Raw genomic sequence first — 24967 nt, 5'->3', positions numbered from 1 at the left:
CAAGAAAGTCGGCGCGTGCCCCGGTGATTGCGGGCGCATTCCCAATGGGTGCTACCGGTTCGGTGAGCCTCGCGAATCCGGGTGACATCCTGTGCCGGGCAAGGCCGCATGCCGCCAGCGCAGTGCTCCGGGGCACGAAATGGTGTATCCGCGGGTGACAGGCGGTGCCTCGCAGAGCAAATCCGCCACAAGGAATAAATCTCCCGGAGGAACTCCATGTCGGCCCTGCCGCTTTCTGGCATCAAGATTCTCGATCTGACGCGCGTGCTCGCCGGACCCTTGTCCGCGCAGATGCTGGCCGATCTCGGCGCCGAGGTGATCAAGATCGAGCGGCCCGGCACGGGAGACGACGCGCGCGCCTTCGGCCCGCCTTACCTCCGGGATCCCGACGGCAAGGCGAACAACAACAACTCGTTCTACATCTGCGCCAACCGCAACAAGAAGTCGGTGACCGTCAACATCGCGAGCCCGGAGGGGCAGGAGATCATCCGCGCGCTCGCCAAGGATTGCGACGTCTTCATGGAGAACTACAAGGTCGGCGATCTCAAGCGCTATGGCCTCGACTATGAGGCGATCCGCGCGGTCAACCCGGACGTGATCTATTGTTCGGTCACCGGCTTCGGCCAGACCGGGCCGTATGCCCCGCGCGCCGGCTATGACGCGATCTTCCAGGCCATGGGCGGGCTGATGAGTGTCACCGGCCACATGGACGGCGAGCCGGGGGCGGGGCCGATGAAGGTCGGGCCGTCGATCGTCGATTACATGACCGGCATGAACACCTCGATCGGCATTCTCGCGGCGCTGTATCACCGCGACGTCAATGGCGGCGGCGGCCAGCACGTCGACGTCTGCCTGTTCGACACCGTGATCGCCTCGCTGTCGCACTACGCCCAGATCTTCCTGGTCAACGGCAAGTCGCCGCCGCGCCGCGGCACCTGGGGGAATGGCGGCATGCCGGCCGGCGTGTTCCGCTGCACCGACGGCGAATTGATGCTGGTGGTCGGCAACGATGCGCAATTCGCGCGCACCTGCGCCGTGTTAGGGGCGCCCGAGCTCGCCACCGATCCGAAATTCGTCAAGAACAACGACCGCGTCGTCAACGGCAAGGAGATCATGGCGATCTTTGCCGGCCTGTTCCTGAAGAACTCGGTGGCGCATTGGCTGGAAGAGCTCGAAAAAGCGGGCGTGCCTTGCGGACCCGTGAACGATTTCGCCCACGTGTTCGCCGATCCGCATGTGCGCTCGCGCGGCATGCAGGTGAAGGTCGAGCACCCGTTCGAGCCGCAGTTGTCCTTGATCCGCAATGCGCTCACCTTCTCGGGCACGCCGATCACGGAGTACCGCGCGCCGCCGCTGCTCGGTGAGCACACCCGGGACGTGCTGGCGCAACTCGGCTATGACGATGCGAAAATCGCAGCGTTGAAGCAGCAGGGCGTGGTGTAGCCGCGTAGCCCGCATGAACGAAAGCGACATGCGGGATCGTCACTACCGCCGGTGAGGACCCCGGATGTCGCTGCGCTCATCCGGGCTGCAGTTTGAAGCAGAGGACGTGGTGTAGCGTACGATCAGTGGGCGTGGCGGTGATGCCGGTGCCGCTTCGCCTTCCACGGAGAATAAGAGTGCGGCGCTTCGAACAACGGGGCCCGCGGCGGCGCGCCCAGCTGCTGCCGCGATTCCTGCAGGCGGCGCTGATAGCCCGGCGAGTTCATGATGCTGGCGGCGGCGCCGCGGGCCAGCACCGGCTCGCTGGCGGTCACCATCGCGAGCGCCGTGGCGGCGACGGCCATGATCAATCGCAGGCGCTGCGTCATCAGGCGAGCTTCCTTCTCATCCAGCGGAGCACGAGGTCTAGCGCGCCTCGCGCGCTGCGACCTTGGCCTGTGACTTTGCCGCCGGCACGCGCGTCGTCAAGCCGAGCACGGCACCGCGCACCACCCGCGCGATCACATCCTCGACATCGTCGAGGTCGCATCGGCCGTCGGAGAGCTTGGTCAGCCGCTCGCTCTCGCGGATGGTGTGATGCGCCATGGCGAGCGCAAAATGCAGGCCCCAGAACAGGTCGACCTCGGAGCTGTCGGGCAAAGCGCGCTTCATCGCCGCGGCGAACTTCCGCAGATGGTCGATTTCCTTGTTCTTGATGCGGCGGATTGGCGGCACCGATTCGATCGAGGCGCGGATCATGAATTGCGCCACCGCCGAACGCTGGTTCTCCGGCCCCAGGCAGCCGCGCAGGATCGGGCCGACCAGCGCGCGCAGGATGTCGCTGATGTCGGCGCGGCCGCCGCCGGCATCCTCCGCCGCGCGCAATTCGCGCAGCCGCTCGCGGTTGAGCGCGATCGAGCGCGTCACGAACAGTTCGGCGATCAGCTCGTCCTTGGAGCCGAAATGATAGTTCACCGCGGCGAGATTGACGTTCGCCTCCGCCACGATGTCGCGCAAGGTCACGTCGGAGAAGCCGCGCTCGGCATAGAGCCGCTCGGCGGCGATCAGGATCGCAGTCCGGGTCTGGTCGGTCGCCATGCTGGTCCTCCCGAACGACGAAGCAGGGTGGGGAGTTGCGTTTCAAACAATTGTATGAAACTATTGTTTGAGACGGCCGGAATGTCAATCGCGGTGCTTCCGCGAGACGACATTTTGGCACTGCAGCGACGGTTCGCGCGGTCGTGCCGCGCAAGATCACACTTGCAAGAACGCGACGTGCGGACCGACACTGCGGTCAAAACAATCTCGAGGAAACCCTGAGGAGAGTCCCATGGACTTCACGATGTCGGCGAAGCAGCAGGAATGGCTGGAGCGCGTGCGCAGCTTCATGACCAAGCATGTCCGCCCGGCGGTGCCGATCTACAAGCAGCAGGACGCCGAGGGCGATCGCTGGAAGGTGATCCCGATCCTGGAGGACCTCAAGGCCAAGGCGAAAGCCGAAGGCCTCTGGAACATGTTCATGCCGCCGTCGGAGCACGAGGATGACGAGTTCCGTGGCGCCGGCCTGACCAATCTCGAATATGCGCTGCTGTCCGAGGAGATGGGCCGCATCTCCTGGGCCTCGGAGGTGTTCAACTGCTCGGCGCCGGACACCGGCAACATGGAGGTGTTCATCCGCTACGGCTCCAAGGAGCAGAAGCGCAAATGGCTGCGCCCGCTGATGGACGGCGAGATCCGCTCGGCCTTCCTGATGACGGAGCCCGCGGTGGCCTCGTCCGATGCCACCAACATCGAAACCCGCATTACGCGTGACGGCGATCATTATGTCATCAACGGCCGCAAATGGTGGTCGTCGGGCGTCGGCGATCCCCGCTGCAAGATCGCGATCCTGATGGGTAAGACCGATCCGTCGGCCGCCAAGCATCAGCAGCAGTCGCAGATCCTGGTGCCGCTCGACACACCCGGCATCAAGGTCGAGAAGATGCTGCCGGTCTTCGGCTTCGACGACGCGCCGCATGGCCACGCCCAGGTGCTGCTCGAGAACGTCCGGGTGCCCAAAGAGAACATCCTGCTCGGCGAGGGCCGCGGCTTCGAGATTGCGCAAGGGAGGCTCGGTCCGGGCCGCATCCATCACTGCATGCGCACCATCGGCAAGGCCGAGGAGTCGCTGGAGAAGATGGTGCGCCGGCTGATGACGCGCCAGGCCTTCGGCAAGAAGATCATCGAGCATTCGGTGTGGGAGCAGCGCATCGGCGAGGCCCGCACCAACATCGAGATGACGCGCCTGCTGTGCCTCAAGGCCGCCGACATGATGGACAAGGTCGGCAACAAGACCGCGCAGGGCGAGATCGCGATGATCAAGGTCGCTGCCCCCAACATGGCGCTGAAGATCATCGACGACGCCATCCAGGCGTTCGGCGGCGCCGGCGTGTCAGATGATGCGGGTCTCGCCAAGGACTACGCCAACATCCGCACGCTCCGTCTTGCCGACGGCCCGGACGAGGTGCACAACCGCGCCATCGCCCGGCTCGAGATGAAGAAGTACGCCAACGAGCCGCGGCATTGACGCAGACCTTGTAGGGTGGGCAAAGCGTCGGCTCGGGCGCGAAAGCGCGCGGGCAGGCGCGTGCCCACCATTCCAGTCTCCGAGAAAAGCGGTGGGCACGCTTCGCTTTGCCCACCCTACGTTCAATATGACCCAAGGGAGTTCGTCGTGGCCGACGGCGTCAAGAAGGACGAAGAATTCTCCGGCACCAAGCCGGTCGAGGAGCGGCACCGCTTCGACGAAGCCAAGCTCGCGGCGTGGATGGCCGAGCATGTCGAGGGCTATGCCGGCCCGCTCACCGTCGAGCAGTTCAAGGGCGGCCAGTCCAATCCGACCTATCGGCTCAACACGCCGGCGCGCTCCTACGTGCTCAGGCGCAAGCCGTTCGGCAAGCTCCTGCCGTCGGCGCATGCGGTCGATCGCGAATTCCGCGTCATCGCCGCGCTCGGCAAGCAGGGCTTTCCCGTCGCCAAGGCCTACGCGCTGTGCAACGACGACAGCGTCATTGGCGCTGCCTTCTACATCATGTCGATGGAGGAGGGCCGGGTGTTCTGGGATCCGACCCTGCCGCATGTCGACGCGCCGCAGCGCCGCGCGATCTTCACCAGCAAGATCGAGACGCTGGCGAAGTTGCACACCTACGATCCCGCCGCAATCGGCCTCGCCGATTTTGGCAAGCCCGGCAACTATTTTGCCCGTCAGGTCGACCGCTGGACCAAGCAGTATCGTGCGTCCGAGACCGAGCACCTTCCCGAAATGGAGAAGCTGATCGAATGGCTGCCGCGCACCTTGCCGGCGCAGCAGCGCGTCTCGATCGTGCATGGCGACTACCGGCTCGACAACATGATCTTCCACGCGACCGAGCCGCGCGTCATCGCGGTGCTCGACTGGGAGCTGTCGACGCTCGGCGATCCCATGGCGGACTTCACCTATCTGCTGATGCAGTGGATCATGCCGGGCCTCGACGGCGTCGACCTGAAGGCCAAGAACATCCCGACCATGGAGGAGGCGGCCGCGATCTATCGCGGCGTCACCGGCACCGAGCTGCCGGACCTCAACTGGTACTTCGCCTACAACCTGTTCCGGCTCGCCGGCATTCTGCAGGGCATCATCGGCCGCATCCGCGACGGCACCGCTGCCAACGACAAGGCGATCGAGTCGGTCAAGCGCATGGTGCCGATGACCAAGCAGGCCTGGGCCTACGCGCAGAAGGCGGGCGCAGCGTAAGGCGCGGGCGGTTCGGCAGCCCGCATGAGCTGACGCCGAAGCTCGGAGAGCGACGGCGGAAGCGACATGCGGGGGCCTCTCGCGCCGGAATGCTGCGTGGAGCGAGCGACCCCGTGGTCGCTGCGTTCGCCCGGGCTTCGAGGCCGCATTCGTCAGCGGCCGCCGCCCCCACCGCCACCGCCTCCACCGCCCCCACCAGCCGTGATCATCGCGCTGCTGTAGCGCGGATCGGTCTGCTTCATGTAGGTCGGCGAGGTGTCGCGGCTGCGCGACCGGGAGGCCTGTTGAATCGTCGTTTCGGGAGTGCCGCAGGCGCCCCAGGAGACAAGCTCGCAGCGGGGCAGCTGGACCTCGCGCGCGCTGGCGCTCGTTGCAGCCGCGCCGGCCGCCATGGCAGCGATCAAGGCAAGCGCGGGCAGTTTCGATATCCTCGACATGTGATCCATCCTTCGGTTCGGCGAAGCCGGAATGGTCCGCTTGCGAGGTTCGACGGCGCGCAAGAGAGGGCGGTTCGAGACGCGAAGCAAAAATTGGTGGCAGGCACGCCTGTCGTGGTTTGAACCAGACGGTCGCTCGTTACGACATGGCGCGACCCTGAGCCCGGCGCCTCGCGATGACGGAAGACATGCCGCGCCACGCTCGTCATTCCGGGGCGATGCGGAGCATCGAGCCCGGGCTCCCTCTGGCGCTGAACTCCGCCGTCAAATGGAGTCCGGGCTCGCGCCTCGCCCCGGAATGACGTGTGTGAAGGGATCGAATGTCCAATCGACGTTTTCAACGTCGCAACTCGTCGGTCGATCCCGGAATGTGACACCGGGGATGACCGGCAAGCTGCCGCGCTCAATTCTTCCCCGTTGCCGCACCTTTCCTGGCCGGCGTCGGTGACGCCGCGGGGGCGGGCTCCGGCGCCTGCGGCGTCGCCACCGAGAGGCCGAAGATGCGCCAGTGATTGTCGACGTTCTGGAAGGTCAGGTCGAAATTGATCTGCAGCGGCCGCGTCGGGAAGAAGCCGGTCAGGCGCAGCATCTTGCCGGGATCGAGATAGGGCGGGGTGGAGAGCTGCGGCGCGGCCAACGCCACGGGATAGAGATCGACGTTGCGCCGGCGCAGGTCGATGAAGGCGATCGCGAGATCGGCGGCGGCGTTCCGGGCCTGGAAGTCGGGCGCGGCGAGATCGCGCAGCACCGAGTAGTTGCCACTGCGGTTGGCATCGTTGAGCGACAGCAGCGTCGAGCGGATCAGATAGAGCGCCTGCTCCGGGCTGACCGGCAAGGATGCTTGCGCCGGCGCCTGGGTCGGCGTCGGCGAGGCCGCGGGGCGCGGGTCCTGTGCCTCGGCCGCCGTTGCGGCGACAACGCACAGGATCAGGCCGGCCAGGAGCTTGCGGACGGGCTTGCCAACGAGCTTGCGCAACACCATCGCGAGGCGATCTACCAGCCCACCCGCACGCCGACGCGCGCGCCCAGCAGGTTCTCGTTGGCGCCATAGCCGAGGCCGGCATTGAGCTGCACCCGATCGGTGATCCGCGCCGCGGCGTTGACGGCAACGCCGTTGGTGCTCTGGAAATTGCCCCAGTTCATGGTCACGGCGAAGCGTTCCTGCGGCATTAGGGTCGGCACGCCGGCCATCGCGAACGCCATCGAGACGCCGTTCATCGCCTTGTTGTTGCGGCTCGACAGATCGTTCAGCCGCGTGTTGATGCGGTCGAGGTCGCCGGCCGAGGCAAGCCCCAGGCTGGCGAGCGTCGTGGTGGCGAGATTGCCCGAGGCGTCCGAGGTGACGAGCTGCACCGATCCCGACTGCGCGCTTCTGCTGGCGGCCGAGGTGATGCCGGCGAGCGTGTAGGTGCTGGCGGCGGTCCCAACGGCGACCTGGTTGGCGCGCGTGGTCGCGGCGCCGGTGCCGATCGCGGTGGAGTTGGCGAAGTTCGCGCTCGAGCCCGCGCCGAGCGCGGCCGCATTGTCGCCGGCGGCCGCCGTGCCCGCGCCGATCGCCACCGCATTGGTGCCCGCGACCGCGGTGCCGGAGCCGAGCGCCACGGCGCCTGCGCCGCTGACCGTGCTGTTGTTGCCCATCACCAGCGCACCGACGCCGCTCACCGTGTTGGCATTGCCGACCACCATCGCGTTGGCGGCATTGACGGTGTTGCCGCTGCCCAGGATCGAGGCGCTGTTGGCGCTCGCGGTCGCCGCCACGGTGTTGTTGGAGCCGATCACCTGGATGTTGTCGCCGAAGCCTGCGGCGGCGGTCGTGTTGATCGTGTTGTTGTCGCCATAGACGAAGCTGTTGTTGCCGTTCATCACGTTGGGATCGCCGATGGCGAAGCTGCCATTGCCGTTGACGTGCTGCCCGGTGCCGAAGGCGCCGCTGCTGTTGCCGGTGACGATGTTGCCGCTGCCATAGGCGCTGCTGTCGGTGCCGATGACGCTGCTGTTGGCGCCGACGGTGACGGCGCGGTCGCCGCTCGCCGTCGCCGCATGGCCGATCGCGGTGGCGGCGACGCCGGTGCCGCTGGCAACGGCATTGGTGCCGATCGCGATATTGTTGGACACCGACCCGCTGGCATTGGCGTTGGTGCCGATCGCGATGTTGCGGGAGTCGAGCCCGCTGCTGGCATCGGCGCCGCCGATGGCGATATTGGTCGAGTTGAGGCCGGAGGCGTTGGGGGCGCTGAAGCTCAATGCGCCGCCGCCGACCGCGACGTTGGCGGAGGCCGAGCCGCTGGCGTTGGCACTGACGCCGAGGCCGGTGTTGGCCGAGTTCACGCCGGTGGCGTCGACGCTGATGCCGCAGGCCACGTTGTTTGGCAGAGTCGAGCCGAAGGCGTTGCTGCCCTGGCCGCTGCCGGAGGTGCTCTGGCAGACGAACTGCGCCGCCGCCGGCGCCGGGTGAAGCAGGGCGGCACAAGAGAGCAGGACGGCAGCCGCGATCCATCGCAGGCGACCATGATCGGTACGGCGCGCGCGCATTCCAAACCTGCCGCCAGCCGCACGGCCTGTGCCCCGGATCACCTGCATCGAGAGTCCCCCAACCCCATCTGCTTCGGCCCACGAGTCGCCCTGCAAGACCGACCTGCCTGACCGAGAGCCCGGGCGCATCAACGTCGGCAACCCGACATCCGCGCCGCAAGCGCGAACAGTTTAGCGGGTTCCATCGCGCGCAGCTGTGGCCGGCAGGCCACATGGAATATTTTGAAATGCGAGGACGACAGGCAATGGGGGTGCGGCGCTCGCCGGGCCGGCCACGGGGGCGGGCGGAGGCGTCGCGTGCGTTTCTCCCAGTCATTCCGGGGGCGTGCCCTTTGGCGCGAACCGGGAATCCATCGGGCCGCGCGTGCTGTCATGAGATGGAGCCCAGGGCCGACGCCCCGGAAAATGAAATGGGAGGACATGATGGCGGCTTCGCTCCTGTCGCAATCGGCCTGAACATATCCTTCCAAGCGCGCATGGTCGAAGTCGGACGAACAGATAGTGTTGTCCGGTTTCGATGTGGCTGCGCATGTTGGAGGCGCACCATTCGGGCGTGCAAATCACGAAGTCGAACGACTCGTAGCGCTGTTCTCCGGGCGGTCCGATCATTGCGCTGACTGAAATGCCGAAGGCGCCATCAGGTGCAAAACGCTGCAGCGGATCGGCATCGCTGCTGGACAGGAAATTCAGCTCAGCTCTCATCGTATTTGCTCGGTCGCGGCTGGCATCAGGGTCAGTGCCTTGCCAGTTTATCCAACCCATTCGGCTCGCTGCACCTTGCGATCAGCTTCTCGATCATGTCGGCACATTGCTCCAGCTCGGCCACCTCCATGAACTCGTCCGGCTTGTGCGCCTGGGCGATGGCGCCGGGGCCGATCACCACGGAGGGAATATCGGCCATCGCGACGAACAGCCCGGCCTCGATGCCGTAGGACACCTTGATGTGGCTGTTGCGGCCCGCCAGGGTCTTGGCGATCGTCACCAGCGGATGGTCTTGGCGCCGACAAAAAGAGTTTGCGAGCGCGATCAAGGCGATCGTCCCGTCCAGCGGCGAAGGCGAAAGATTCTTCTTTCGCGTTTTCGGAATTCGTGATTTGCTTATCCCATTCCGCCTCACCGGATGGGCGTTGCGCGCGATCGTCACGACAGGCGAGGCGGGGAGGCGATGGCCGCGGATTGCCGCAGCATGCTTATCTGATGTGCGGACCAACGGCAGTGTGCGGACGTGAAGTCGCGTGGTCCTGATACCCCGGTGCCGAGGTCAAGTTGACGCCAGCGCTCGCGAGTTGCGTCGATCACGGGGGCAATCAAGCCGGTCCCCGGGGAGAGCACGAAGTAAGCGTTAAGACCGTCGCGCAGGGAAGGCCGGGCGTTCTCGGCTGCACCTGTGGTACCTGCCGCCTGCATTTTTTTCGCAGGTGGGCCGCAGGCGTCAGCCGACGCCTGGCCTTCCCTGCGCCCTCGATGCGAGAGGGCGGTGAAATTCGGGATCACTCGGGCGCGAAGGCGTCGCGGGAAGAATTTTGCATGATTGCACGCGGTCATCATGATTGAACTCCGTCGCTGCGCTCGCAATGACGGCTGCAGAAAGGAACGTCGCCTGACGGACAGCCGGCAGCCACGTTGCTCGCGCGATTCCGCGGTATGGGTTCCCGCGTTCGCGGGAACGACAGCGGAGTGTGTTGCGCGCAGCTGTGCTGAACGGGCCGCAGTGGCGCGGCAACAACAGCTGTCGTCCCGGCGGACGCCGGGACCCATACCGCGTGATCTGGCGAGGGACGTCGCTGTCAGTTGCTGGCTTCATTCCGGCCAGGGGATATGGGTCCCGGCGTTCTCCGGGAGGACACCGGTGTTTGGCGCGGCAACCCGGCTAAATCGGTTTTCCCGCATATGGCATCGACGCCGTCAGGCCGCCATCGACCGGGAAGGCTTGGCCGTTGACGTAGGACGCCTCGTCGCTGGCGAGAAACAGGGCCATCGCCGCGATCTCGTGCGGCTGGCCGGCGCGCTTCAGCGGATTGAGCTGGCCGATCTTGCCTTCGGTGCCGCGCTCCTTGGCGCCGTCGAAGATCGGCTTGGTCATGCCGGTCTCGATCAGGCCGGGACAGACCGCGTTGATCCGCACGCCGGTGCCGGACAGCGAATAGGCGGTGGTCTGCACCAGGCTGATGACGCCGGCCTTGCTTGCGGCATAGGGATGGCCCGAGGCGCCCGACTTCAGGCCCGCAACGGAAGCCGTGCAGACGATGGCGCCGCGCTGCTGCCGCACCATGTGCGGCATCGCGTGTTTGACCGCGAGGAACGGGCCGATCAGGTTGATGCGCAGGATCTCCTGCCAGTGCTCGACGGTCTGCTCGGCGATCGGGATCAAGCCGCCGGAGATGCCGGCATTGGCCCAGATGACGTCGAGCTTGCCATAGGTCGCAACGGCGCGATCGATGAAGCCGCTGACGTCGGCCTCGGAGCCGGCGTCGGCGATCACGGCTTCTGCGATGCCGCCCTGCTGCTTGACGAGCTCGACGGTCTCCTTGACGCCTTCGCTGCGATCGACTGCGATCAGCCGCGCGCCTTCCCTGGTGAACATCAGCGATGCGGCGCGGCCGATGCCGCTGCCGGCGCCGGTGATGATGACGGATTTGCCTTCGAGGCGGCCCATGTTTCCTCCTGCTTCAATTGTAATCAGTTGCGTGCCGCGCAACGGAATTCAAACGCCGTTTCAAACGTGCTGAGATCGCCAAGCGGCTTGAGACGATCTAGGCCTTCACGTACAGCGAGAGACGAGCGGAGGGAAGGGTTTGAGCGATGTCGGCTGATGGAACGAAACCTTCTGTCGTCACCACGCGCTGGTGGTGGGTGCGTCACGCGCCGGTGCGCAGCGACGGCGGCAACATCTATGGCCAGTCCGACATCGCCTGCGATACCTCCGATCGCGAGGTGTTCGAGGCGGTCGCGAAAATCCTGCCGCGCAGCGCGGTGTGGTATGCGAGCAATCTGATGCGTACGCATCAGACTGCGGAGGCGATCTGGGCCGCCGGATTCCCGCGTCCCGCAGCGATGATCAGGGAGACCGCTTTTGCCGAGCAGCATCTCGGGCAATGGCAGGGCATGAACCGCGCCGCGTTCCTGGCGAGCCGGCCGGCGGGCAGCCACTGGTTCGCCGACATCGATGAGCCGGCGCCGGGCGGCGAGAGCTACATGGATCTGTACACCCGCGTGACAGCGGCGATTGCGCGCATCACGGTTTCGGAAGCCGGCCGCGACGTCATCGCCGTCGGCCATGGCGGCACCATCAAGGCGGCTGTTGGCCTGGCGCTCGGCGGCCTGGTCGAGAAGGGGCTGGCCTTCGACATCGACAATTGCTCGGTGACCCGGCTCGACCACATCGTGGCCGGCGAGACCAGCACATGGCGCCTGCCAATGGTCAATCAGCAGCCGTGGATCGCGGATGCAAGGCACAAGGCGATGCATCAGCCGGCTGGGCCGGAGCTGACGACGAGCAAGCTGGCGTGAGGCATCCCGTAGCCCGGATGAGCGCAGCGACATGCGGGTTCACCGGGACAGCACGTGAGACCCCGGATGTCGCTGCGCTCATCCGGGCTACGGGACTTACAATGAGCCGTCGGAGCCGACGACATTCCAACAAGCCAAGGAGGACTCCCAATGACCCTGTTCGACATGACCGGCAAGGTCGCCGTCATCACCGGATCCACGCGCGGCATCGGGCTCGCCATTGCCGAACGCATGGCCGAGCACGGCGCCAAGGTGGTGATCTCTTCGCGCAAGGCGGATGTCTGCGATGCTGTCGCCAAGGAGCTCAATGAGCGATTTGGAGCGGGTACCGCGGCCGCGGTCGCCGCCAACATCTCCAGCAAGGAGAACCTGCAGAACCTCGTCGACGAGGCCAACCGCATCTACGGCAGGATCGACGTGCTGGTCTGCAACGCGGCGTCGAACCCGTATTACGGGCCGCTCGCGGGCATCTCCGACGATCAATTCCGCAAGATCCTCGACAACAACATCGTCGCCAACAACTGGCTGATCAGCATGGTCGTGCCGCAGATGATCGCGCGCAAGGACGGCTCGATCATCATCGTCTCCTCGATCGGCGGCCTGAAGGGCTCGACCATCCTCGGTGCCTACGCGATCTCCAAGGCCGCCGACATGCAGCTCGCGCGCAACCTCGCCTGCGAATACGGCCCGCACAATGTGCGCGTGAACTGCATCGCGCCCGGCCTGATCAAGACCGATTTCGCCAAGGCGCTGTGGGACAATCCGGAGAACCTCAAGGCCTCGACCGCCCGCTCGCCGCTGCTCCGCATCGGCATCCCCGACGAGATCGCCGGCGCTGCGGTGTTCCTGGGCTCGGCCGCCGGCAACTTCATGACGGGACAGACCATGGTGATCGACGGCGGCGCGACGATCAGTTGAGGAGAGCTGTCAGTGGGGCCGGTGCCATGGCCTCATCCAACGGTGTCGTCCCCGCGAACGCGGGGACCCATAACCACCGGCCGGCATGAGGCCGGCAACTGGCAGTGACGTCCCTCGACAAATCACGCGGTATGGGTCCCGGCGTTCGCCGGGACGACAGCAGTGGTTGTCGCGCCATCCGGGCAAACGGGGCAGGCCCGCATTCGCCGCGAACACAGCGTTGTTGCCCGCATGAGCGAAGCGATATGCGGGGTCACATGACGAGAGCGGATATCCCGGATGTCGCTGCGCTCATCCGTGCTACGAAGCAGGCGCCCTCACTCCACGGCCGCATACACCACGTCGCGCACCAGCGTGCGCAGGTAGTCGCGTTGTCCGGGGGCCTGCGCCATGAACACGCAGAACAGCTCCTCCTTCGGATCGATCCAGAAGAACGTGCCGGCGATGCCGCTCCAGAAGAAGGTGCCGGGCGAGCCGGGGAATGGCGCGATGCCGGCCTCGCGGCGCACCGCGAAGCCGAGGCCGAAGCCGTGACCGGGCGACAGCAGGGTGCCGACCGTCTTCACGTGCGGCCCGAGATGGTCGGAGGCCATCAGCTCGAGCGTCTTGCGGCCGACCAGCCGGGTGCCGTCGAGGCTGCCCTTGCTGAGCAGCATCGCGCAGAAGCGGGCGTAGTCCATCGTGGTCGCCACCAGCCCGCCGCCGCCGGATTCCATCAGCGGCTGCTCGGTCATCTTGAACAGGTTGACCGCCTCGCCGGTCCACGGGTCCTTCGCGAACGGCTCGGCGAGCCGGTGCGCATTGGCCTCGCTCGTGAAGAAGTCGGTCTCATTCATGCCGAGCGGCTTGAGGATGCGCTCGGAGAGAAAGGCGCCGAGCGATGTGCCTGCGACGACCTCGATGATCCGTCCGAGGATGTCGGTCGAGCGGCTGTAGTTGAACTCGGCGCTGGGCTGGCAGATCAGCGGCAGGCCGGCGACGATGGCCGCGTGCTCGGCATTGGTGATCTTGCGGCTGCGCACCCGCGATTGCTGGTAGAGCTGGTGCACCGGCCCGGTGCCGGTGTGCTCATACGCCAGGCCCGAGGTGTGGCGCAGCAGGTCCTGGACCGTCATCGGCTGGGCGATCGGCACCAGCTCCAGCTTGCCGCAGGTCTCGACGCCCACTTTCTGCTCGCCGAATTCCGGGATGAACTTGGCGACCGGGTCGGACAGCAACAGCTCGCCGTCCTCGACCAGCATCATGATCCCGAGCGAGACGATCGGCTTGGTCATCGAGAAGATGCGGAAGATCGAATCCGGCCGCATCGGCGTGTCGGCGTCGGGCGCTTGCCGGCCGATGGCGTCGAACCAGCCGATCCGGCCGCGGCGGCCGACCAGCAGGGTGGCGCCGGGGATGGTTCCCTTGTCGGCCTCGCGCTTGAACGCATCCGAAGCTCGCTGCAGCCGCGCCTGGGACAGGCCCAGCGCCTCGGGGCGGTCATCCGGCAGCGGCGGCGTCAGCGAGCGGAGCGCGGAAAGGTGCGCGCTGGATGCGGCAGTCGGCGGGGTCATGGGCTCTCCCTGAAGTCCTGTTGTCGGTTTGCATCAAGTCTGGCGCGGAAGTTGTGGTCTGACCAGTCGATTTGCCCCATTGCACCCTTGCATTCGGGGGGAGGTCTATGCTTCAAAGCGCGCGAACCGGCGACACTGTCCCGGCTCGCTAGGAGTGTAGCTCAATTGGTAGAGCACCGGTCTCCAAAACCGGGGGTTGGGAGTTCGAGCCTCTCCACTCCTGCCAGCGAGATCAAGCACTTAAGGCAAAAGTCGACGAGACAGGTTAGGCCGGGGCCCGCAACGCGCGAGCCCCGAATGCATTTCAGCAACCCCTTATTGCTTCACATAAGGACAGTTGCCGTCCTTCATCGGCCGGAACACCTGGTCGCCGGGCACCTCGGCCAGCACCTTGTAATAGTCCCACGGGCCCTTCGACTCCTCGGGCTTCTTCACCTCGAACAGGAACATCGAGTGCACCATGCGGCCGTCCTCGCGGACGACGCCGTTGTCGGTGAAGGCGTCGCGCACCGGGGTCTCGCGCATCTTGGCGAGCACCGGCTTGGTGTCGCGACTGCCTGCTGCCTTGACCGCGTTGAGATAGTGCAGGGTCGCGCTGTAGGTCGCCGCCTGGTTCATGGTCGGCATCCGCTTCATGCGCTCGAAGAACTTCTTGCCGAACGCCCGGGTGCGGTCGTTGAGATCCCAGTAATACGCCTCGGTGATGATCAGGCCCTGGGCGAGCTTCAGGCCGAGGCTGTGGATGTCGGAGATGAACATCACGATGCCGGCGAGGTTCTGGCCGCCGGCGACGATGCCGAACTCGGCGGCCTGCTTGATGGTGTTGATGGTGTCGCCACCGCCATTGGCCATGCCGATGATCTTGGCCTTGGAGGCCTGCGCCTGAAGCAGGAAGGACGAGAAATCCTGGTTGTTGAGGGGATGGCGGGCGCTGCCGACCACCGTGCCGCCGGCCGCGCGCACGACGTCGCCGGTGTCGCGCTCGATCGAATGGCCGAACAGATAGTCGGCGGTGATGAAGAACCAGGTGTTGCCGCCGTTCTTGACGATGGCGCTGCCGACCGTGTGCGCGTTGCCGTAGGTGTCGTAGGTCCAGTGCACGGTGTAGGGCGAGCAGGACTTGCCGGTGATGTCGGAGCTCGCGGCATCCGTCACGATCATCAGCTTCTCGAACTGCTTCGACATCTCCATGCCGGCGAGCGCGGTCGCCGAGGTCGGCATGTCGATGACCATGTCGACGGCCTCGTTCTCGTACCATTTGCGCACGATCGCGGCGGCGATGTCGGCCTTGTTCTGCGGATCGGCGCTGATCACCTCGATCGGCTTGCCGAACATGCTGCCGCCGAACTCCTCGACCGCGAGCTTGGTGGCCTCGAGATTGCCCTGGCCGCCGATGTCCGAATAGACCGACGAGAAGTCGCTGAGCACGCCGATCTTGAGCGGGGCTTGGGCCTGGGCACAGGCAGGGACGGCGGTGAGGGCGAGAGCGGCAAGACCGAGAGCAGCAAGGCTGACGGCGGCAAGGCGCGTCCGTCCCTTGCGCGGGGCAAAGGTCATGGGTTTCCTCCGGATTGTTCTTGTGCGGACGAGAATGAGCGGGTGGCGCAGGCCCGGCAAGAGCAGGAGCCGCTCCACCGCGGGCATTTCGTCGCGGCAACTGCTCAACCTGCCGTGGTGCGGAAATGGCCTGCCGCGGCACGAAAAACCGCGTTGTTGCGAGCCTGGCGGGGGCCTGCCACGGGAATGACCGCCGAGGCCCGGCATGCCCATATCTTGACCTTTGACCGGCCGGACAGTAGATATCTTGGCAACCTGCAGCCGGCCCGCGATAAAAGCGGATATCCGGCGCGGCTTTTCACTCCCCGAACAAGCGAGCCCGTGGATTCGGCTCATCTCTCCGACAAGAGGGTGGGCCAAGGACGGCTGTTCGGTTTTCCCAGTCAACTCTTCAATCGTCCGATGACGGACGCGGACCCCTGACGATGGCTACCAGCCCGTTCAAATTCCTGCAGGAAGTGCGCTCGGAGACCGCCAAGGTCTCGTGGCCGAGCCGTCGCGAGGTCACCATCACCACGATCATGGTGTTCGTGATGGTGGCGCTGGCCTCGGTGTTCTTCTTCGCCGCCGATCAGATCATCCGTTATCTCATCACCCTCGTGCTGGGCATTCACTGATGGCAACCGCAACGCAAAGCTCCGACAAGCGCTGGTACATCGTCCACGCCTATTCGAACTTCGAGAAGAAGGTCGCGGAGTCGATCCGCGAGCAGGCCAAGCAGCGCAATCTCGAGGACCTGTTCGAGCAGGTGCTGGTGCCGATCGAGAAGGTCACCGAGGTGCGCCGCGGCCGCAAGATCGACGCTGAGCGCAAGTTCTTCCCCGGCTACGTGCTGGTGAAGATGAAGCTGACCGACGAGGCGTTCCACCTGATCAAGAACACGCCCAAGGTGACCGGCTTCCTCGGCGCCGAGAACAAGCCGATGCCGATCTCCGAAGGCGAGGCGATGCGCATCCTGAACCAGATGCAGGAAGGCGTGGAGCGGCCGAAATCCTCGGTGTCGTTCGAGATCGGCGAGAACGTCCGCGTCGCCGACGGCCCGTTCGCCTCGTTCTCTGGCGTGGTCGAGGAAATCGACGAGGCGCGCTCGCGGGTCAAGGTCGCGGTGTCGATCTTCGGCCGCGCCACCCCGGTCGAACTGGAATTCAACCAGGTCGAGAAGATCGTCGGTTAAGCCTCGTGGGGCGGTAGCCCGGATGAGCGCAGCGACATCCGGGTTCACACTGATGCCGGCGATGCCCCCCGGGGTCGCTGCGCTCGCCCGGGCTACGAAAGGGCTCAGCCCTTTCCTTTTCGTCTGATCTCGTGTATCGGGCGCCCTTCGCTCCCCAACCGGGGGGCGATTTCGTTCGTGGGAGGCGTGACCGGCTTTGCCAGCCGGATGAAGCGCGCCGGACCACGGTCCCAAACCTCGCCTGAGGGTTTTGTCGCCCGAAGGCGTTGCGTTCGCATCAGGCAGAATCGCGAACGCATTGGAGAGTCATAATGGCAAAGAAAGTAACCGGTTACCTGAAGCTTCAGGTCCCGGCCGGTGCGGCCAACCCGTCGCCGCCGATCGGCCCCGCGCTGGGTCAGCGCGGTCTCAACATCATGGAGTTCTGCAAGGCGTTCAACGCGCAGACCCAGAAGGAAGAGAAGAACACCCCGATCCCGGTGGTCATCACTATTTATGCGGACCGGTCCTTCACCTTCGAGATGAAGACCCCGCCGATGTCCTACTTCCTCAAGCAGGCTGCCAAGATCCAGTCCGGCTCGAAGGCGCCGGGCCGCGACAAGGCCGGCAAGGTGACCAAGGCGCAGGTGCGCGAGATCGCCGAGAAGAAGATGAAGGACCTGAATTGCGACTCGATCGAGTCGGCCATGAAGATGGTCGAGGGCTCTGCCCGCTCGATGGGTCTGGAAGTTGCGGGGTAAGGCGCCATGGCACTCGGAAAGCGTTTGAAGAAGGCCCGCGAGGGCATCGATCGCACCAAGCTCTACCCGCTTGCTGACGCGATCAAGATGATCAAGGAGCGGGCCGTCTCGAAGTTCGACGAGACCATCGAGGTCTCGATCAACCTCGGCGTCGATCCGCGCCACGCCGACCAGATGGTCCGCGGCGTCGTCATGCTGCCGAACGGCACCGGCCGCACGCTGCGCGTCGGCGTGTTCGCCCGCGGCGCCAAGGCCGAGGAAGCCAAGGCCGCCGGTGCCGACGTTGTCGGCGCGGAGGACCTGGTCGAGAAGGTGCAGAACGGCAACATCGACTTCGACCGCTGTATCGCCACCCCCGACATGATGCCGCTGGTCGGCCGTCTCGGTAAGGTGCTCGGTCCGCGCGGCATGATGCCGAACCCGAAGATCGGCACCGTGACCATGGACGTCGCCGGTGCCGTCAAGGGCGCCAAGGGCGGTTCGGTCGAGTTCCGCGTCGAGAAGGCCGGCATCATCCAGGCCGGCGTCGGCAAGGCCTCGTTCGCCGAGGACAAGCTGGTCGAGAACATCAAGGCGCTGGCGGATGCGGTCGTGAAGGCCAAGCCGGCGGGCGCCAAGGGCACCTACGTCCAGCGCGTCGCCGTCTCCTCGACGATGGGCCCGGGCGTCAAGGTCGAGCCGGGCACCGTGCTCGCCTGAGCGGCCAAGCATAGGTTAGATTGGGGAGGGCGGGATCGTTCATCGATCCCGCCCTTCGCATTTTGGAGTACCGGCCGACATGCCCGACAAGGTCCTGATCTATTCCCGCCTCCCGAAATCCTTGACCCAGCGCTTTGCCGATCGGTTCGATCTGCTCGACAGCGGCGGCAAGCCGGCGCACGAGGTGTTTCCGGCGGACGAGGTCGCGCGGATCCGGGCGCTGATCACGGCCGGCGGCACGCCGCTGGGGGCTGCCGACATGGACAGGCTGCCGGCGCTCGGGGCCATCGTCTGCTATGGCACCGGTTACGACGGCGTCGACCTGAAGGCGGCCGCGGCCCGTAACATCGCCGTCGGCCACAGCCCGGGCGCCAATGCCGCGGCGGTCGCAGACGTCGCTGTGATGTTGATGCTGGCGACCACGCGGCGGCTGACGGTGGCAGACGCCTATGTCCGCGACGGGGGCTGGGCGTCCGCAAAACCATCGCCGCTGATGAAGCCGCCGCCCGGTCTCGCCGGCTGCAAGGTCGGCGTCTACGGCATGGGCGAGATCGGCCGCAAGATCGCGAGCCGCGTAGCCGCCTTCGAGACTGAGGTCGGCTATTTCAACCGCACCCGCTATGACGATCTGCCGTATCAATATTTCCCGAGCCTCGATGCGCTCGCCGAATGGTGCACCGTGCTGATGATCGCCGTCCGTGCCAGCGCCGAGACCACCCACGTCGTCAACGCCGACCTCCTCAAGAAGCTCGGCACCGACGGCCACATCGTCAACATCTCGCGCGGCTCGGTCATCGACGAGCGGGCGCTGGTGGCGGCGCTCAAGGAGGGTACCGTTGCCGGTGCCGGCCTCGACGTGTTCGAGACGGAGCCGCATGCGCCGGATGAGCTGACCTCCCTGCCCAACGTGGTGGTGACGCCGCATATCGGCGGCAACACCAGGGAGTCGCACGTCGCGATGCAGGCCTGCGTGGTGGCGAATCTCACAGCGTTCTTCGCCGGCGAGATGATGCCTTATCAAGTCAAGTAGCTCGTAGCCCGGGCGAGCGGAACGACCCGGGACGGACCATCCCCCATGTCGCTTTCGCCTTTGCGGGCTGTGGCTGACGCTGATGCGGGCTGCTACGTCCAAAACGTTCCGCCCCGCGCAGAAATATTTTGACGCACTGCACATCTCTGTGAATTGCGAACCATTCTCGAATGCTTCTAACTCTTGCTGTTAGGACGACAGATAGAGCGAGGGGCCATGGCGGCGTTCACTTTGAAGATCAATGGGCGGGAGCATCAGGTTGATGTCGACCCCGGCACTCCGTTGCTCTGGGCCATTCGCGACAATGTTGGGCTGACCGGCACCAAATATGGCTGCGGCGTTGCGCAATGCGGGGCCTGCACAGTCTATCTCGACGGTCAGACGGTGCGCTCCTGCTCGTTGCCGGTGTCGGCAGTCGGGAAGAGCGAGGTGACGACGATCGAGGGGCTCTCCAGCAAAGAAGCGGTTGCCGTCCAGAGGGCATGGGCCGCGCACGATGTGCCACAATGTGGCTACTGCCAGTCGGGCCAGGTGATGAGCGCGGCCGCGCTGCTCAGCCTGACCCCGAAGCCCAGCGACCAGGACATCGATCTCGCAATGAACGGCAACATCTGCCGCTGCGCCAGCTATGTCCGCATCCGCGCCGCAATTCATTCGGCCGCCAAGACTCTGGAGGGCTGATCATGAACCTTCATGTGAAATCTGAAGCCGCTGCGACCTTGTCGCGCCGCTCGCTGTTGAAAGCCGGCGCTGGGTTCGTGCTCGCCACCTATGTCGCGCGCAACGGCGTCGCCTACGCGCAGGACGCTGCTGCGGCAAAATCCGTCAACATCGCGCCGAACACGTTTCTGGTGATCGGCCAGGACGACACCGTCACCGTTCTCTGCAAGCACATCGAGTTCGGACAGGGCCCGTTCACCGGCATGGCCACCCTGGTGGCTGAGGAGCTCGATGCCGATTGGTCGCAGATGCGCGCCGATCATGCGCCCTCGAATCCGGTGCTCTACAAGAATCTCTTGTTCGGGGTGCAGGGCACTGGCGGCTCGAGCGCGATCGCCAATTCCTACGAGCAGATGCGCAAGGTCGGCGCCGCCGCGCGCGCGATGCTGGTGGCTGCGGCTGCCGACGAATGGAAGGTGCCGGCCGAGGAGATCACGGTCGATAAAGGTATCGTTAGACATCCCTCCGGCAAGCAGAGCGGTTTCGGCGCGCTGGCCGCGAAGGCGATGCAACAGCCGGTGCCGGCGAACCCGCAGCTCAAGGATCCCTCCGCCTTCAAGCTGATCGGCAAGGAAGGCGCCGTGACCCGGCTCGACAGCGTGGCGAAGTCGAACGGCTCGGCCGAGTACACGCTCGACATCAAGGATCCGGGGACCTTGACCGTGCTGGTGGCGCGCTCGCCGCGGTTCGGCGGCAAGGTGGCCTCCTTCGACGCATCAGCAGCGAAGGCCGTGCCTGGCGTCGTCGACGTCAAGGAGGTGCCGAATGGCGTCGCCGTCTATGCGGAGGGCTTTTGGCCGGCCAAGACGGCACGCGACCTGCTCAAGATCACCTGGGACGACAGCAAGGCGGAGACGCGCGGCACGGCGCAATTGCTGGAGGAGTTTCGCGCACGTGCGAAGAAGCAGGGCGCGCTGGTCAAGCAGGAGGGCGATGTCGACGCCGAGATCGCCAAGGGCGGCAAGCTGATCGAGACCGAGTTCGTCTTCCCCTATCTGGCGCATGCGCCGATGGAGCCGATCAACGCCTTCCTGCATTGGAAGGGCGACACCGCGTCGGCGCGCTACGGCAGCCAGTTTCCGACGCCTGATCACGCCGTGATCGCGCAGGTGCTGGGGCTCGACATCGCCAAGGTCGATCTCAAGACGATTCTCGCCGGCGGCAGCTTCGGCCGGCGCGCGCAGCAGTCGACCCATGTCGCCATGGAGCTGGCGCAGGTCGCCAAGGCGATCGGGCCGGGACGTCCGGTCAAGCTGGTGTGGACCCGCGAGGACGACATGCGCGGCGGCTACTACCGGCCGTTCAGCCTGCATCGCATGCGCGGCGTCGTTCGCGACGGCAAGATCGTGGCGTGGTCGGATACGATCGTCGGGCAGTCGATCATGAAGGGCTCGCCGTTCGAGGCGATGACCATGAAGAACGGTCTCGATGCGACCGCCTATGAGGGCTCGAACGAGATCCCGTACCAGGTGCCGAACTTCCGCTGCGACCTGCACCAGGTCGATGTCGGCGTGCCCGTGCTGTGGTGGCGCTCCGTCGGCCACACCCATACCGGCTACGCTGTCGAGGCGTTCGTCGATCAGCTGCTCGAAGCCGTCGGCCAGGATCCGGTGGAGGGGCGACTGGCGATGATGGCCGACAAGCCGCGTCACGCCGGTGTGCTCCAGGCGGTCGCCGAGCTCGCGGACTGGAAGGGCGCCAAGCTCGAGGCGGGCCGCGCCCGCGGCGTTGCCGTGGTCGAGAGCTTCAACACCTACGTCGCCCAGGTGGTCGAGCTGTCGATGGGCGCCGACGGACCGGTCGTGCACAAGGTCTGGTGCGCTGTCGACTGCGGCGTCGCGGTCAATCCCGACATCATCCGCGCCCAGATGGAGGGCGGCATCGGCTTTGCGCTGGGCCACATCCTCTATGCGCAGCAGCCGCTCGACGAGGGACGTCCGGTGTCGGGCAATTTCGATACCTACCGCTCGCTGCGCATCCACGAGATGCCCGAGATCGAGGTCGCGATCGTGCCGTCGACAGAGAAGCCATCGGGGGTAGGCGAGCCCGGCGTCCCGCCGCTCGGACCGGCCGTCGCCAACGCCATGGCGAAGCTCGGCCTGCCGCGCCCCACGCAATTGCCGATCCGGCCGGGAGACACTGCATGAGACTGGTTAGAACGGGGGCGATGGCGTTGCTCGCCGGCTGCCTGGCTGCGGTTGCCGTCGCGGCCTATCCGGGGCTTCAGCGCGCCTATGCCGCGCCCGAGGCGACCCGCGTGGCCAATGGCCTGAAGCCGGCAGCGGACTTCGCGAAGATCAAGAACAAGGAGGAGCGCGCGGTGGCGCTGTTCGAGGAGGCCGGCAAGGTGCTGCAGTCGCCGCGCTGCATGAACTGCCATCCGGCCGGCGATCGTCCGACCCAGACCGACAAGATGATTCCGCACCAGCCGCTGGTGGTCCGCGGCGAGGCCGGCATGGGCGCGCCCGGCGGGCTCGCCTGCACGACCTGTCACCACGAAGCCAATTTCGACCCGGCGCGCGTGCCCGGCAATCCGAAGTGGCAGCTGGCGCCGATCGAGATGGCCTGGCAGGGCCGATCACTCGGCCAGATCTGCACCCAGATCAAGGACCCGAAGCTCAACGGCGGCAAGACCATGGCCCAGCTGATTCATCATATGGCTGAGGACGAACTGGTCGGCTGGGGCTGGAATCCGGGAGCAGGGCGGACGCCGGCGCCGGGGACTCAGAAGCAGTTCGGCGAGCTGATCAAGGCCTGGGCCGAGGCCGGGGCGTCCTGCCCGAAGGGGTAGACGGGTAGCCCGGAAGAGCGCCGCCGGAGCCACTCGGGCGAAGGCGGAAGCGATCTCCGGGGCCGGTTTCTCCGCGCGACGGTCTGGCGAGAGTCCCGCATCTCGCTTCCGCCTGCGCCCGTTGGGCGCTGGCTGACGCTCATGCGGGCTACGGGACTGGCCGACGTAACTGGTGCGATTTTTGCTCTTGGGGTCTTGGCAAGTCGCCATTCACCCGTTAAAGAACCGGCTTCCGGGCGGGTCGGCTTTTGCTGGCGCGCCCGTGTGCGCATTCCGAAAGCCTAGAGGATCAGCATTCCTTTTGAGGATATCCGTTTGGATGACCCGGAAGGAAGAAGGATCTTTCTGCTCTCGAATGCCGCAGGGGAGGTCGGTCCGCCGATCACCCCGATCCTGTCCGAGACTGCAGGCGCCGGCGCGGAATTCAATTTCCTCAATGGCTTAATCGTCCAGCCTGCATAGACGGGTGAAGACCGGATTTCGGCATGTCCACTGCCTCTGTCGTGGTGGCATGCAGGTTTGGTTCGAACCTCGACACTCCGTGGGCCGATAAAGCCTTGCGGAAGGGCAGGCTATTCATCGCCGTTTTGCCTTGCGTGTCCTCGGGTTCTTCCGTCCGGAGGTCAGGTTTGGTGGGGCGGCGGGTGCAACCCGGCGGTCCCGCTTTCGGGCGAAGGCCGCCAACCGGAGAGAGCTTGCTGTGGAACGAGCGGCAAAGAAAGAGGCGGTCGAGGAACTGCACGAGGTCTTCAAGACCACGGGCGTCGCGGTCGTCGCTCACTATTCCGGCCTCACCGTGGCCCAGATGCAGAAGCTGCGCATGCAGATGAAGCAGGCGGGCGCGTCGGTGAAGGTCTCGAAGAACCGTCTCGCCAAAATTGCTCTTGAAGGCACGGACGTCGTCGGCATCGGTCCCCTGTTGAAGGGGCCGACCGTGATCGCAACTTCGAACGATCCTGTCGCGGCGCCCAAGGTTGCCATGGAATTCGCCAAGGCGAACGAAAAGTTCGTCATCCTCGGCGGCTCCATGGGTAAAACCGTCCTGAATGTCGACAGCGTCAAGGCTCTCGCCTCGCTGCCGTCGCTGGACGAACTGCGCGGCAAGCTCGTCGGCCTGATCCAGGCACCGGCGACCAAGCTCGCCCAGCTCGCCAACGCACCCGCGGCCAAGGTCGCGCGCGTCATTCAGGCTCATGCCTCAAAGGGCGAAGCGGCCTGACGCCCTTCGCAAACACTCAAAACCTGGTTTCGAACCGAACCATCTTAAGGAAGTAGATCAATGGCTGACTTGCAGAAAATCGTCGACGACCTGTCCTCGCTCACCGTTCTCGAGGCCGCCGAGCTCGCCAAGCTCCTGGAAGAGAAGTGGGGCGTGTCCGCCGCTGCCGCCGTCGCGGTTGCTGGCCCGGCCGCTGCCGCTGCCGCTCCGGCGGAAGAGAAGACCGAGTTCACGGTTGTCCTGGCTTCGGCCGGCGACAAGAAGATCGAGGTCATCAAGGAAGTTCGCGCCATCACCGGCCTGGGCCTGAAGGAAGCCAAGGACCTGGTCGAGGGTGCCCCGAAGCCGGTCAAGGAAGGCGTCAACAAGGAAGAGGCCGAGAAGATCAAGGCTCAGCTCGAGAAGGCTGGCGCCAAGATCGACCTCAAGTAATCGCAAGATTGCAAGCGGAGCCTTCCGGCGGCCTAAGGCAGGTCCGAAGGTTTCGAGAGATTATGATGACCGGGCGGTAACATCGCCCGGTCATCATCGGGACAAAAGAGTTTTGCAGAGGTGTCGGGTCGGGCCGGGATACTGCAAAAGGCGTGCAACAGGATCGCCCGTTGCGGGCCGAACACGGAAAAGTGTGGAGATTTGGGGGCTTCCCCCTCGAATCTCGGCTATCGTCGGCCCATATTGGGTCGGCAGCACGAAAAGCCGGTTATCGGTGGAGTGGCGTCTCCGCCCTTAGACCGTTGGGAGATAGGCAATTTCGGGCTTTTGCAGTCCGTGACGAGATGGTTGTGACGAGCGGGTGCGCCCTCGCGCCTCGCGCGTCGTTTTGCGTTTTGCTGGTCTGAAGAACAGAGCTGGGACGTTTCCGTTCCGGCTTTGGGCCTCAGATCCTCGAAATG

Annotated in this window: 24 protein-coding genes, 1 tRNA gene and 1 pseudogene; 16 read left to right on the top strand and 10 right to left on the bottom strand. The window is 65.5% G+C overall.

Annotation, left to right across the window (positions count from 1 at the left end; genetic code table 11):
- The first annotated feature begins 216 nt into the window (after positions 1-216).
- On the top strand, positions 217-1443 hold the full coding sequence (locus QX039_RS15810; protein ID WP_315771145.1) for a CaiB/BaiF CoA-transferase family protein: 1227 nt from the start codon (positions 217-219) through the stop codon (positions 1441-1443).
- A gap of 122 nt (positions 1444-1565) precedes the next feature.
- On the opposite strand, the gene QX039_RS15805 is transcribed toward QX039_RS15810, so the two are convergent.
- Both QX039_RS15805 and QX039_RS15800 read right to left on the bottom strand, forming a co-directional pair.
- On the bottom strand, positions 1566-1811 hold the full coding sequence (locus tag QX039_RS15805) for a hypothetical protein (RefSeq protein ID WP_315737571.1): 246 nt from the start codon (positions 1809-1811) through the stop codon (positions 1566-1568).
- 37 nt (positions 1812-1848) lie between these two features.
- Entirely contained in the window at positions 1849-2520 is a 672-nt protein-coding gene (locus QX039_RS15800; protein WP_315737572.1) for a TetR/AcrR family transcriptional regulator, read from the bottom strand.
- A 232-nt stretch (positions 2521-2752) separates the two neighbouring features.
- Here QX039_RS15800 and QX039_RS15795 point away from each other — a divergent pair, with 232 nt between their 5' ends.
- On the top strand, positions 2753-3988 hold the full coding sequence (locus QX039_RS15795) for an acyl-CoA dehydrogenase family protein (protein ID WP_315737573.1): 1236 nt from the start codon (positions 2753-2755) through the stop codon (positions 3986-3988).
- 147 nt (positions 3989-4135) lie between these two features.
- Positions 4136-5194 (top strand): phosphotransferase family protein, encoded by a 1059-nt coding sequence (locus tag QX039_RS15790; RefSeq protein WP_315737574.1) that lies wholly within the window; start codon positions 4136-4138, stop codon positions 5192-5194.
- A 152-nt stretch (positions 5195-5346) separates the two neighbouring features.
- Here QX039_RS15790 and QX039_RS15785 read toward each other — a convergent pair whose 3' ends face one another.
- The 6 genes and pseudogenes from QX039_RS15785 to QX039_RS15760 all read right to left on the bottom strand — a co-directional run bounded on the left by QX039_RS15785 (position 5347) and on the right by QX039_RS15760 (position 10819).
- Positions 5347-5631: a hypothetical protein gene (locus QX039_RS15785; RefSeq protein WP_315737575.1), complete on the bottom strand. Its 285-nt coding sequence runs from the start codon at positions 5629-5631 to the stop codon at positions 5347-5349.
- 403 nt (positions 5632-6034) lie between these two features.
- Positions 6035-6607, bottom strand: coding sequence for a hypothetical protein (locus QX039_RS15780; protein WP_409998843.1), 573 nt, complete (start codon positions 6605-6607; stop codon positions 6035-6037).
- Between the two features lie 17 nt (positions 6608-6624).
- Complete coding sequence (locus QX039_RS15775) at positions 6625-8163, bottom strand: YadA-like family protein (protein WP_315737577.1); 1539 nt, start codon at positions 8161-8163, stop codon at positions 6625-6627.
- A 312-nt stretch (positions 8164-8475) separates the two neighbouring features.
- Positions 8476-8865, bottom strand: coding sequence for an Imm8 family immunity protein (locus tag QX039_RS15770; protein WP_315737578.1), 390 nt, complete (start codon positions 8863-8865; stop codon positions 8476-8478).
- A 31-nt stretch (positions 8866-8896) separates the two neighbouring features.
- Positions 8897-9157, bottom strand: a pseudogene (locus QX039_RS15765) (M20/M25/M40 family metallo-hydrolase); the annotation flags it as partial.
- Between the two features lie 876 nt (positions 9158-10033).
- Positions 10034-10819, bottom strand: a complete 786-nt coding sequence (locus QX039_RS15760) for an SDR family oxidoreductase (protein WP_315771147.1) — start codon at positions 10817-10819, stop codon at positions 10034-10036.
- A 146-nt stretch (positions 10820-10965) separates the two neighbouring features.
- On the opposite strand from QX039_RS15760, the gene QX039_RS15755 reads away from it, so the two are divergent.
- Complete coding sequence (locus tag QX039_RS15755; RefSeq protein WP_315771148.1) at positions 10966-11673, top strand: histidine phosphatase family protein; 708 nt, start codon at positions 10966-10968, stop codon at positions 11671-11673.
- A 150-nt stretch (positions 11674-11823) separates the two neighbouring features.
- Positions 11824-12591 carry an SDR family oxidoreductase gene (locus tag QX039_RS15750; protein ID WP_315737581.1) on the top strand — a complete coding sequence of 256 codons (768 nt, stop codon included), beginning with the start codon at positions 11824-11826 and terminating at the stop codon, positions 12589-12591.
- Between the two features lie 317 nt (positions 12592-12908).
- Here the strand turns inward: QX039_RS15750 and QX039_RS15745 are convergent, their stop codons facing one another.
- Positions 12909-14144 (bottom strand): serine hydrolase domain-containing protein, encoded by a 1236-nt coding sequence (locus tag QX039_RS15745; RefSeq protein ID WP_315771150.1) that lies wholly within the window; start codon positions 14142-14144, stop codon positions 12909-12911.
- Between the two features lie 150 nt (positions 14145-14294).
- Between QX039_RS15745 and QX039_RS15740 the strand changes: the two genes are divergently transcribed.
- A tRNA-Trp gene (locus tag QX039_RS15740) sits at positions 14295-14370 on the top strand.
- 89 nt (positions 14371-14459) lie between these two features.
- Here the strand turns inward: QX039_RS15740 and QX039_RS15735 are convergent.
- Positions 14460-15701, bottom strand: coding sequence for an ABC transporter substrate-binding protein (locus QX039_RS15735; protein ID WP_315771152.1), 1242 nt, complete (start codon positions 15699-15701; stop codon positions 14460-14462).
- Positions 15702-16126: 425 nt separating this feature from the next.
- Here QX039_RS15735 and secE point away from each other — a divergent pair, with 425 nt between their 5' ends.
- The 10 genes from secE to rplL all read left to right on the top strand — a co-directional run bounded on the left by secE (position 16127) and on the right by rplL (position 24506).
- Positions 16127-16318, top strand: coding sequence for a preprotein translocase subunit SecE (secE, locus tag QX039_RS15730; protein ID WP_006611822.1), 192 nt, complete (start codon positions 16127-16129; stop codon positions 16316-16318).
- Positions 16318-16875: a transcription termination/antitermination protein NusG gene (gene nusG, locus QX039_RS15725; RefSeq protein ID WP_284423110.1), complete on the top strand. Its 558-nt coding sequence runs from the start codon at positions 16318-16320 to the stop codon at positions 16873-16875. The genes secE and nusG overlap by 1 nt, the downstream gene beginning before the upstream one ends.
- 311 nt (positions 16876-17186) lie before the next feature.
- Positions 17187-17615 carry a 50S ribosomal protein L11 gene (gene rplK / locus QX039_RS15720; protein WP_012045056.1) on the top strand — a complete coding sequence of 143 codons (429 nt, stop codon included), beginning with the start codon at positions 17187-17189 and terminating at the stop codon, positions 17613-17615.
- 6 nt (positions 17616-17621) lie between these two features.
- Positions 17622-18314 (top strand): 50S ribosomal protein L1, encoded by a 693-nt coding sequence (gene rplA, locus QX039_RS15715; protein WP_315754183.1) that lies wholly within the window; start codon positions 17622-17624, stop codon positions 18312-18314.
- A gap of 79 nt (positions 18315-18393) precedes the next feature.
- On the top strand, positions 18394-19344 hold the full coding sequence (locus QX039_RS15710; RefSeq protein ID WP_315737586.1) for a 2-hydroxyacid dehydrogenase: 951 nt from the start codon (positions 18394-18396) through the stop codon (positions 19342-19344).
- Positions 19345-19560: 216 nt separating this feature from the next.
- Entirely contained in the window at positions 19561-20025 is a 465-nt protein-coding gene (locus tag QX039_RS15705) for a (2Fe-2S)-binding protein (RefSeq protein ID WP_315737587.1), read from the top strand.
- A 2-nt stretch (positions 20026-20027) separates the two neighbouring features.
- Positions 20028-22211: a xanthine dehydrogenase family protein molybdopterin-binding subunit gene (locus QX039_RS15700; RefSeq protein WP_315771153.1), complete on the top strand. Its 2184-nt coding sequence runs from the start codon at positions 20028-20030 to the stop codon at positions 22209-22211.
- Positions 22208-22855, top strand: a complete 648-nt coding sequence (locus QX039_RS15695; protein ID WP_315771154.1) for an Isoquinoline 1-oxidoreductase subunit — start codon at positions 22208-22210, stop codon at positions 22853-22855. Before QX039_RS15700 ends, QX039_RS15695 begins: the two co-directional genes overlap by 4 nt.
- A gap of 700 nt (positions 22856-23555) precedes the next feature.
- Positions 23556-24074, top strand: a complete 519-nt coding sequence (gene rplJ, locus QX039_RS15690; protein ID WP_315737590.1) for a 50S ribosomal protein L10 — start codon at positions 23556-23558, stop codon at positions 24072-24074.
- A gap of 60 nt (positions 24075-24134) precedes the next feature.
- Complete coding sequence (gene rplL, locus QX039_RS15685; RefSeq protein ID WP_315737591.1) at positions 24135-24506, top strand: 50S ribosomal protein L7/L12; 372 nt, start codon at positions 24135-24137, stop codon at positions 24504-24506.
- Positions 24507-24967 lie beyond the last annotated feature (461 nt).

Source organism: Bradyrhizobium sp. SZCCHNR1043 (genome assembly GCF_032489675.1).
Classification (GTDB): domain Bacteria; phylum Pseudomonadota; class Alphaproteobacteria; order Rhizobiales; family Xanthobacteraceae; genus Bradyrhizobium.
This window is presented reverse-complemented; position numbering and strand designations above follow the sequence as displayed.

What these genes read in the sequence shown, in the direction of transcription:
- QX039_RS15775 (WP_315737577.1), bottom strand. Translation starts at nt 8,163, where the DNA reads ATGCGCGCGCGCCGTACCGATCATGGTCGCCTGCGATGGATCGCGGCT.
- QX039_RS15695 (WP_315771154.1), top strand. Translation starts at nt 22,208, where the DNA reads ATGAGACTGGTTAGAACGGGGGCGATGGCGTTGCTCGCCGGCTGCCTG.
- QX039_RS15700 (WP_315771153.1), top strand. Translation starts at nt 20,028, where the DNA reads ATGAACCTTCATGTGAAATCTGAAGCCGCTGCGACCTTGTCGCGCCGC.
- QX039_RS15705 (WP_315737587.1), top strand. Translation starts at nt 19,561, where the DNA reads ATGGCGGCGTTCACTTTGAAGATCAATGGGCGGGAGCATCAGGTTGAT.
- QX039_RS15755 (WP_315771148.1), top strand. Translation starts at nt 10,966, where the DNA reads ATGTCGGCTGATGGAACGAAACCTTCTGTCGTCACCACGCGCTGGTGG.
- QX039_RS15735 (WP_315771152.1), bottom strand. Translation starts at nt 15,701, where the DNA reads ATGACCTTTGCCCCGCGCAAGGGACGGACGCGCCTTGCCGCCGTCAGC.
- QX039_RS15785 (WP_315737575.1), bottom strand. Translation starts at nt 5,631, where the DNA reads ATGTCGAGGATATCGAAACTGCCCGCGCTTGCCTTGATCGCTGCCATG.
- QX039_RS15750 (WP_315737581.1), top strand. Translation starts at nt 11,824, where the DNA reads ATGACCCTGTTCGACATGACCGGCAAGGTCGCCGTCATCACCGGATCC.
- QX039_RS15710 (WP_315737586.1), top strand. Translation starts at nt 18,394, where the DNA reads ATGCCCGACAAGGTCCTGATCTATTCCCGCCTCCCGAAATCCTTGACC.
- rplK (WP_012045056.1), top strand. Translation starts at nt 17,187, where the DNA reads ATGGCAAAGAAAGTAACCGGTTACCTGAAGCTTCAGGTCCCGGCCGGT.
- QX039_RS15770 (WP_315737578.1), bottom strand. Translation starts at nt 8,865, where the DNA reads ATGAGAGCTGAGCTGAATTTCCTGTCCAGCAGCGATGCCGATCCGCTG.
- QX039_RS15760 (WP_315771147.1), bottom strand. Translation starts at nt 10,819, where the DNA reads ATGGGCCGCCTCGAAGGCAAATCCGTCATCATCACCGGCGCCGGCAGC.
- secE (WP_006611822.1), top strand. Translation starts at nt 16,127, where the DNA reads ATGGCTACCAGCCCGTTCAAATTCCTGCAGGAAGTGCGCTCGGAGACC.
- QX039_RS15800 (WP_315737572.1), bottom strand. Translation starts at nt 2,520, where the DNA reads ATGGCGACCGACCAGACCCGGACTGCGATCCTGATCGCCGCCGAGCGG.
- QX039_RS15795 (WP_315737573.1), top strand. Translation starts at nt 2,753, where the DNA reads ATGGACTTCACGATGTCGGCGAAGCAGCAGGAATGGCTGGAGCGCGTG.
- QX039_RS15810 (WP_315771145.1), top strand. Translation starts at nt 217, where the DNA reads ATGTCGGCCCTGCCGCTTTCTGGCATCAAGATTCTCGATCTGACGCGC.
- rplL (WP_315737591.1), top strand. Translation starts at nt 24,135, where the DNA reads ATGGCTGACTTGCAGAAAATCGTCGACGACCTGTCCTCGCTCACCGTT.
- nusG (WP_284423110.1), top strand. Translation starts at nt 16,318, where the DNA reads ATGGCAACCGCAACGCAAAGCTCCGACAAGCGCTGGTACATCGTCCAC.
- QX039_RS15805 (WP_315737571.1), bottom strand. Translation starts at nt 1,811, where the DNA reads ATGACGCAGCGCCTGCGATTGATCATGGCCGTCGCCGCCACGGCGCTC.
- QX039_RS15745 (WP_315771150.1), bottom strand. Translation starts at nt 14,144, where the DNA reads ATGACCCCGCCGACTGCCGCATCCAGCGCGCACCTTTCCGCGCTCCGC.
- rplA (WP_315754183.1), top strand. Translation starts at nt 17,622, where the DNA reads ATGGCACTCGGAAAGCGTTTGAAGAAGGCCCGCGAGGGCATCGATCGC.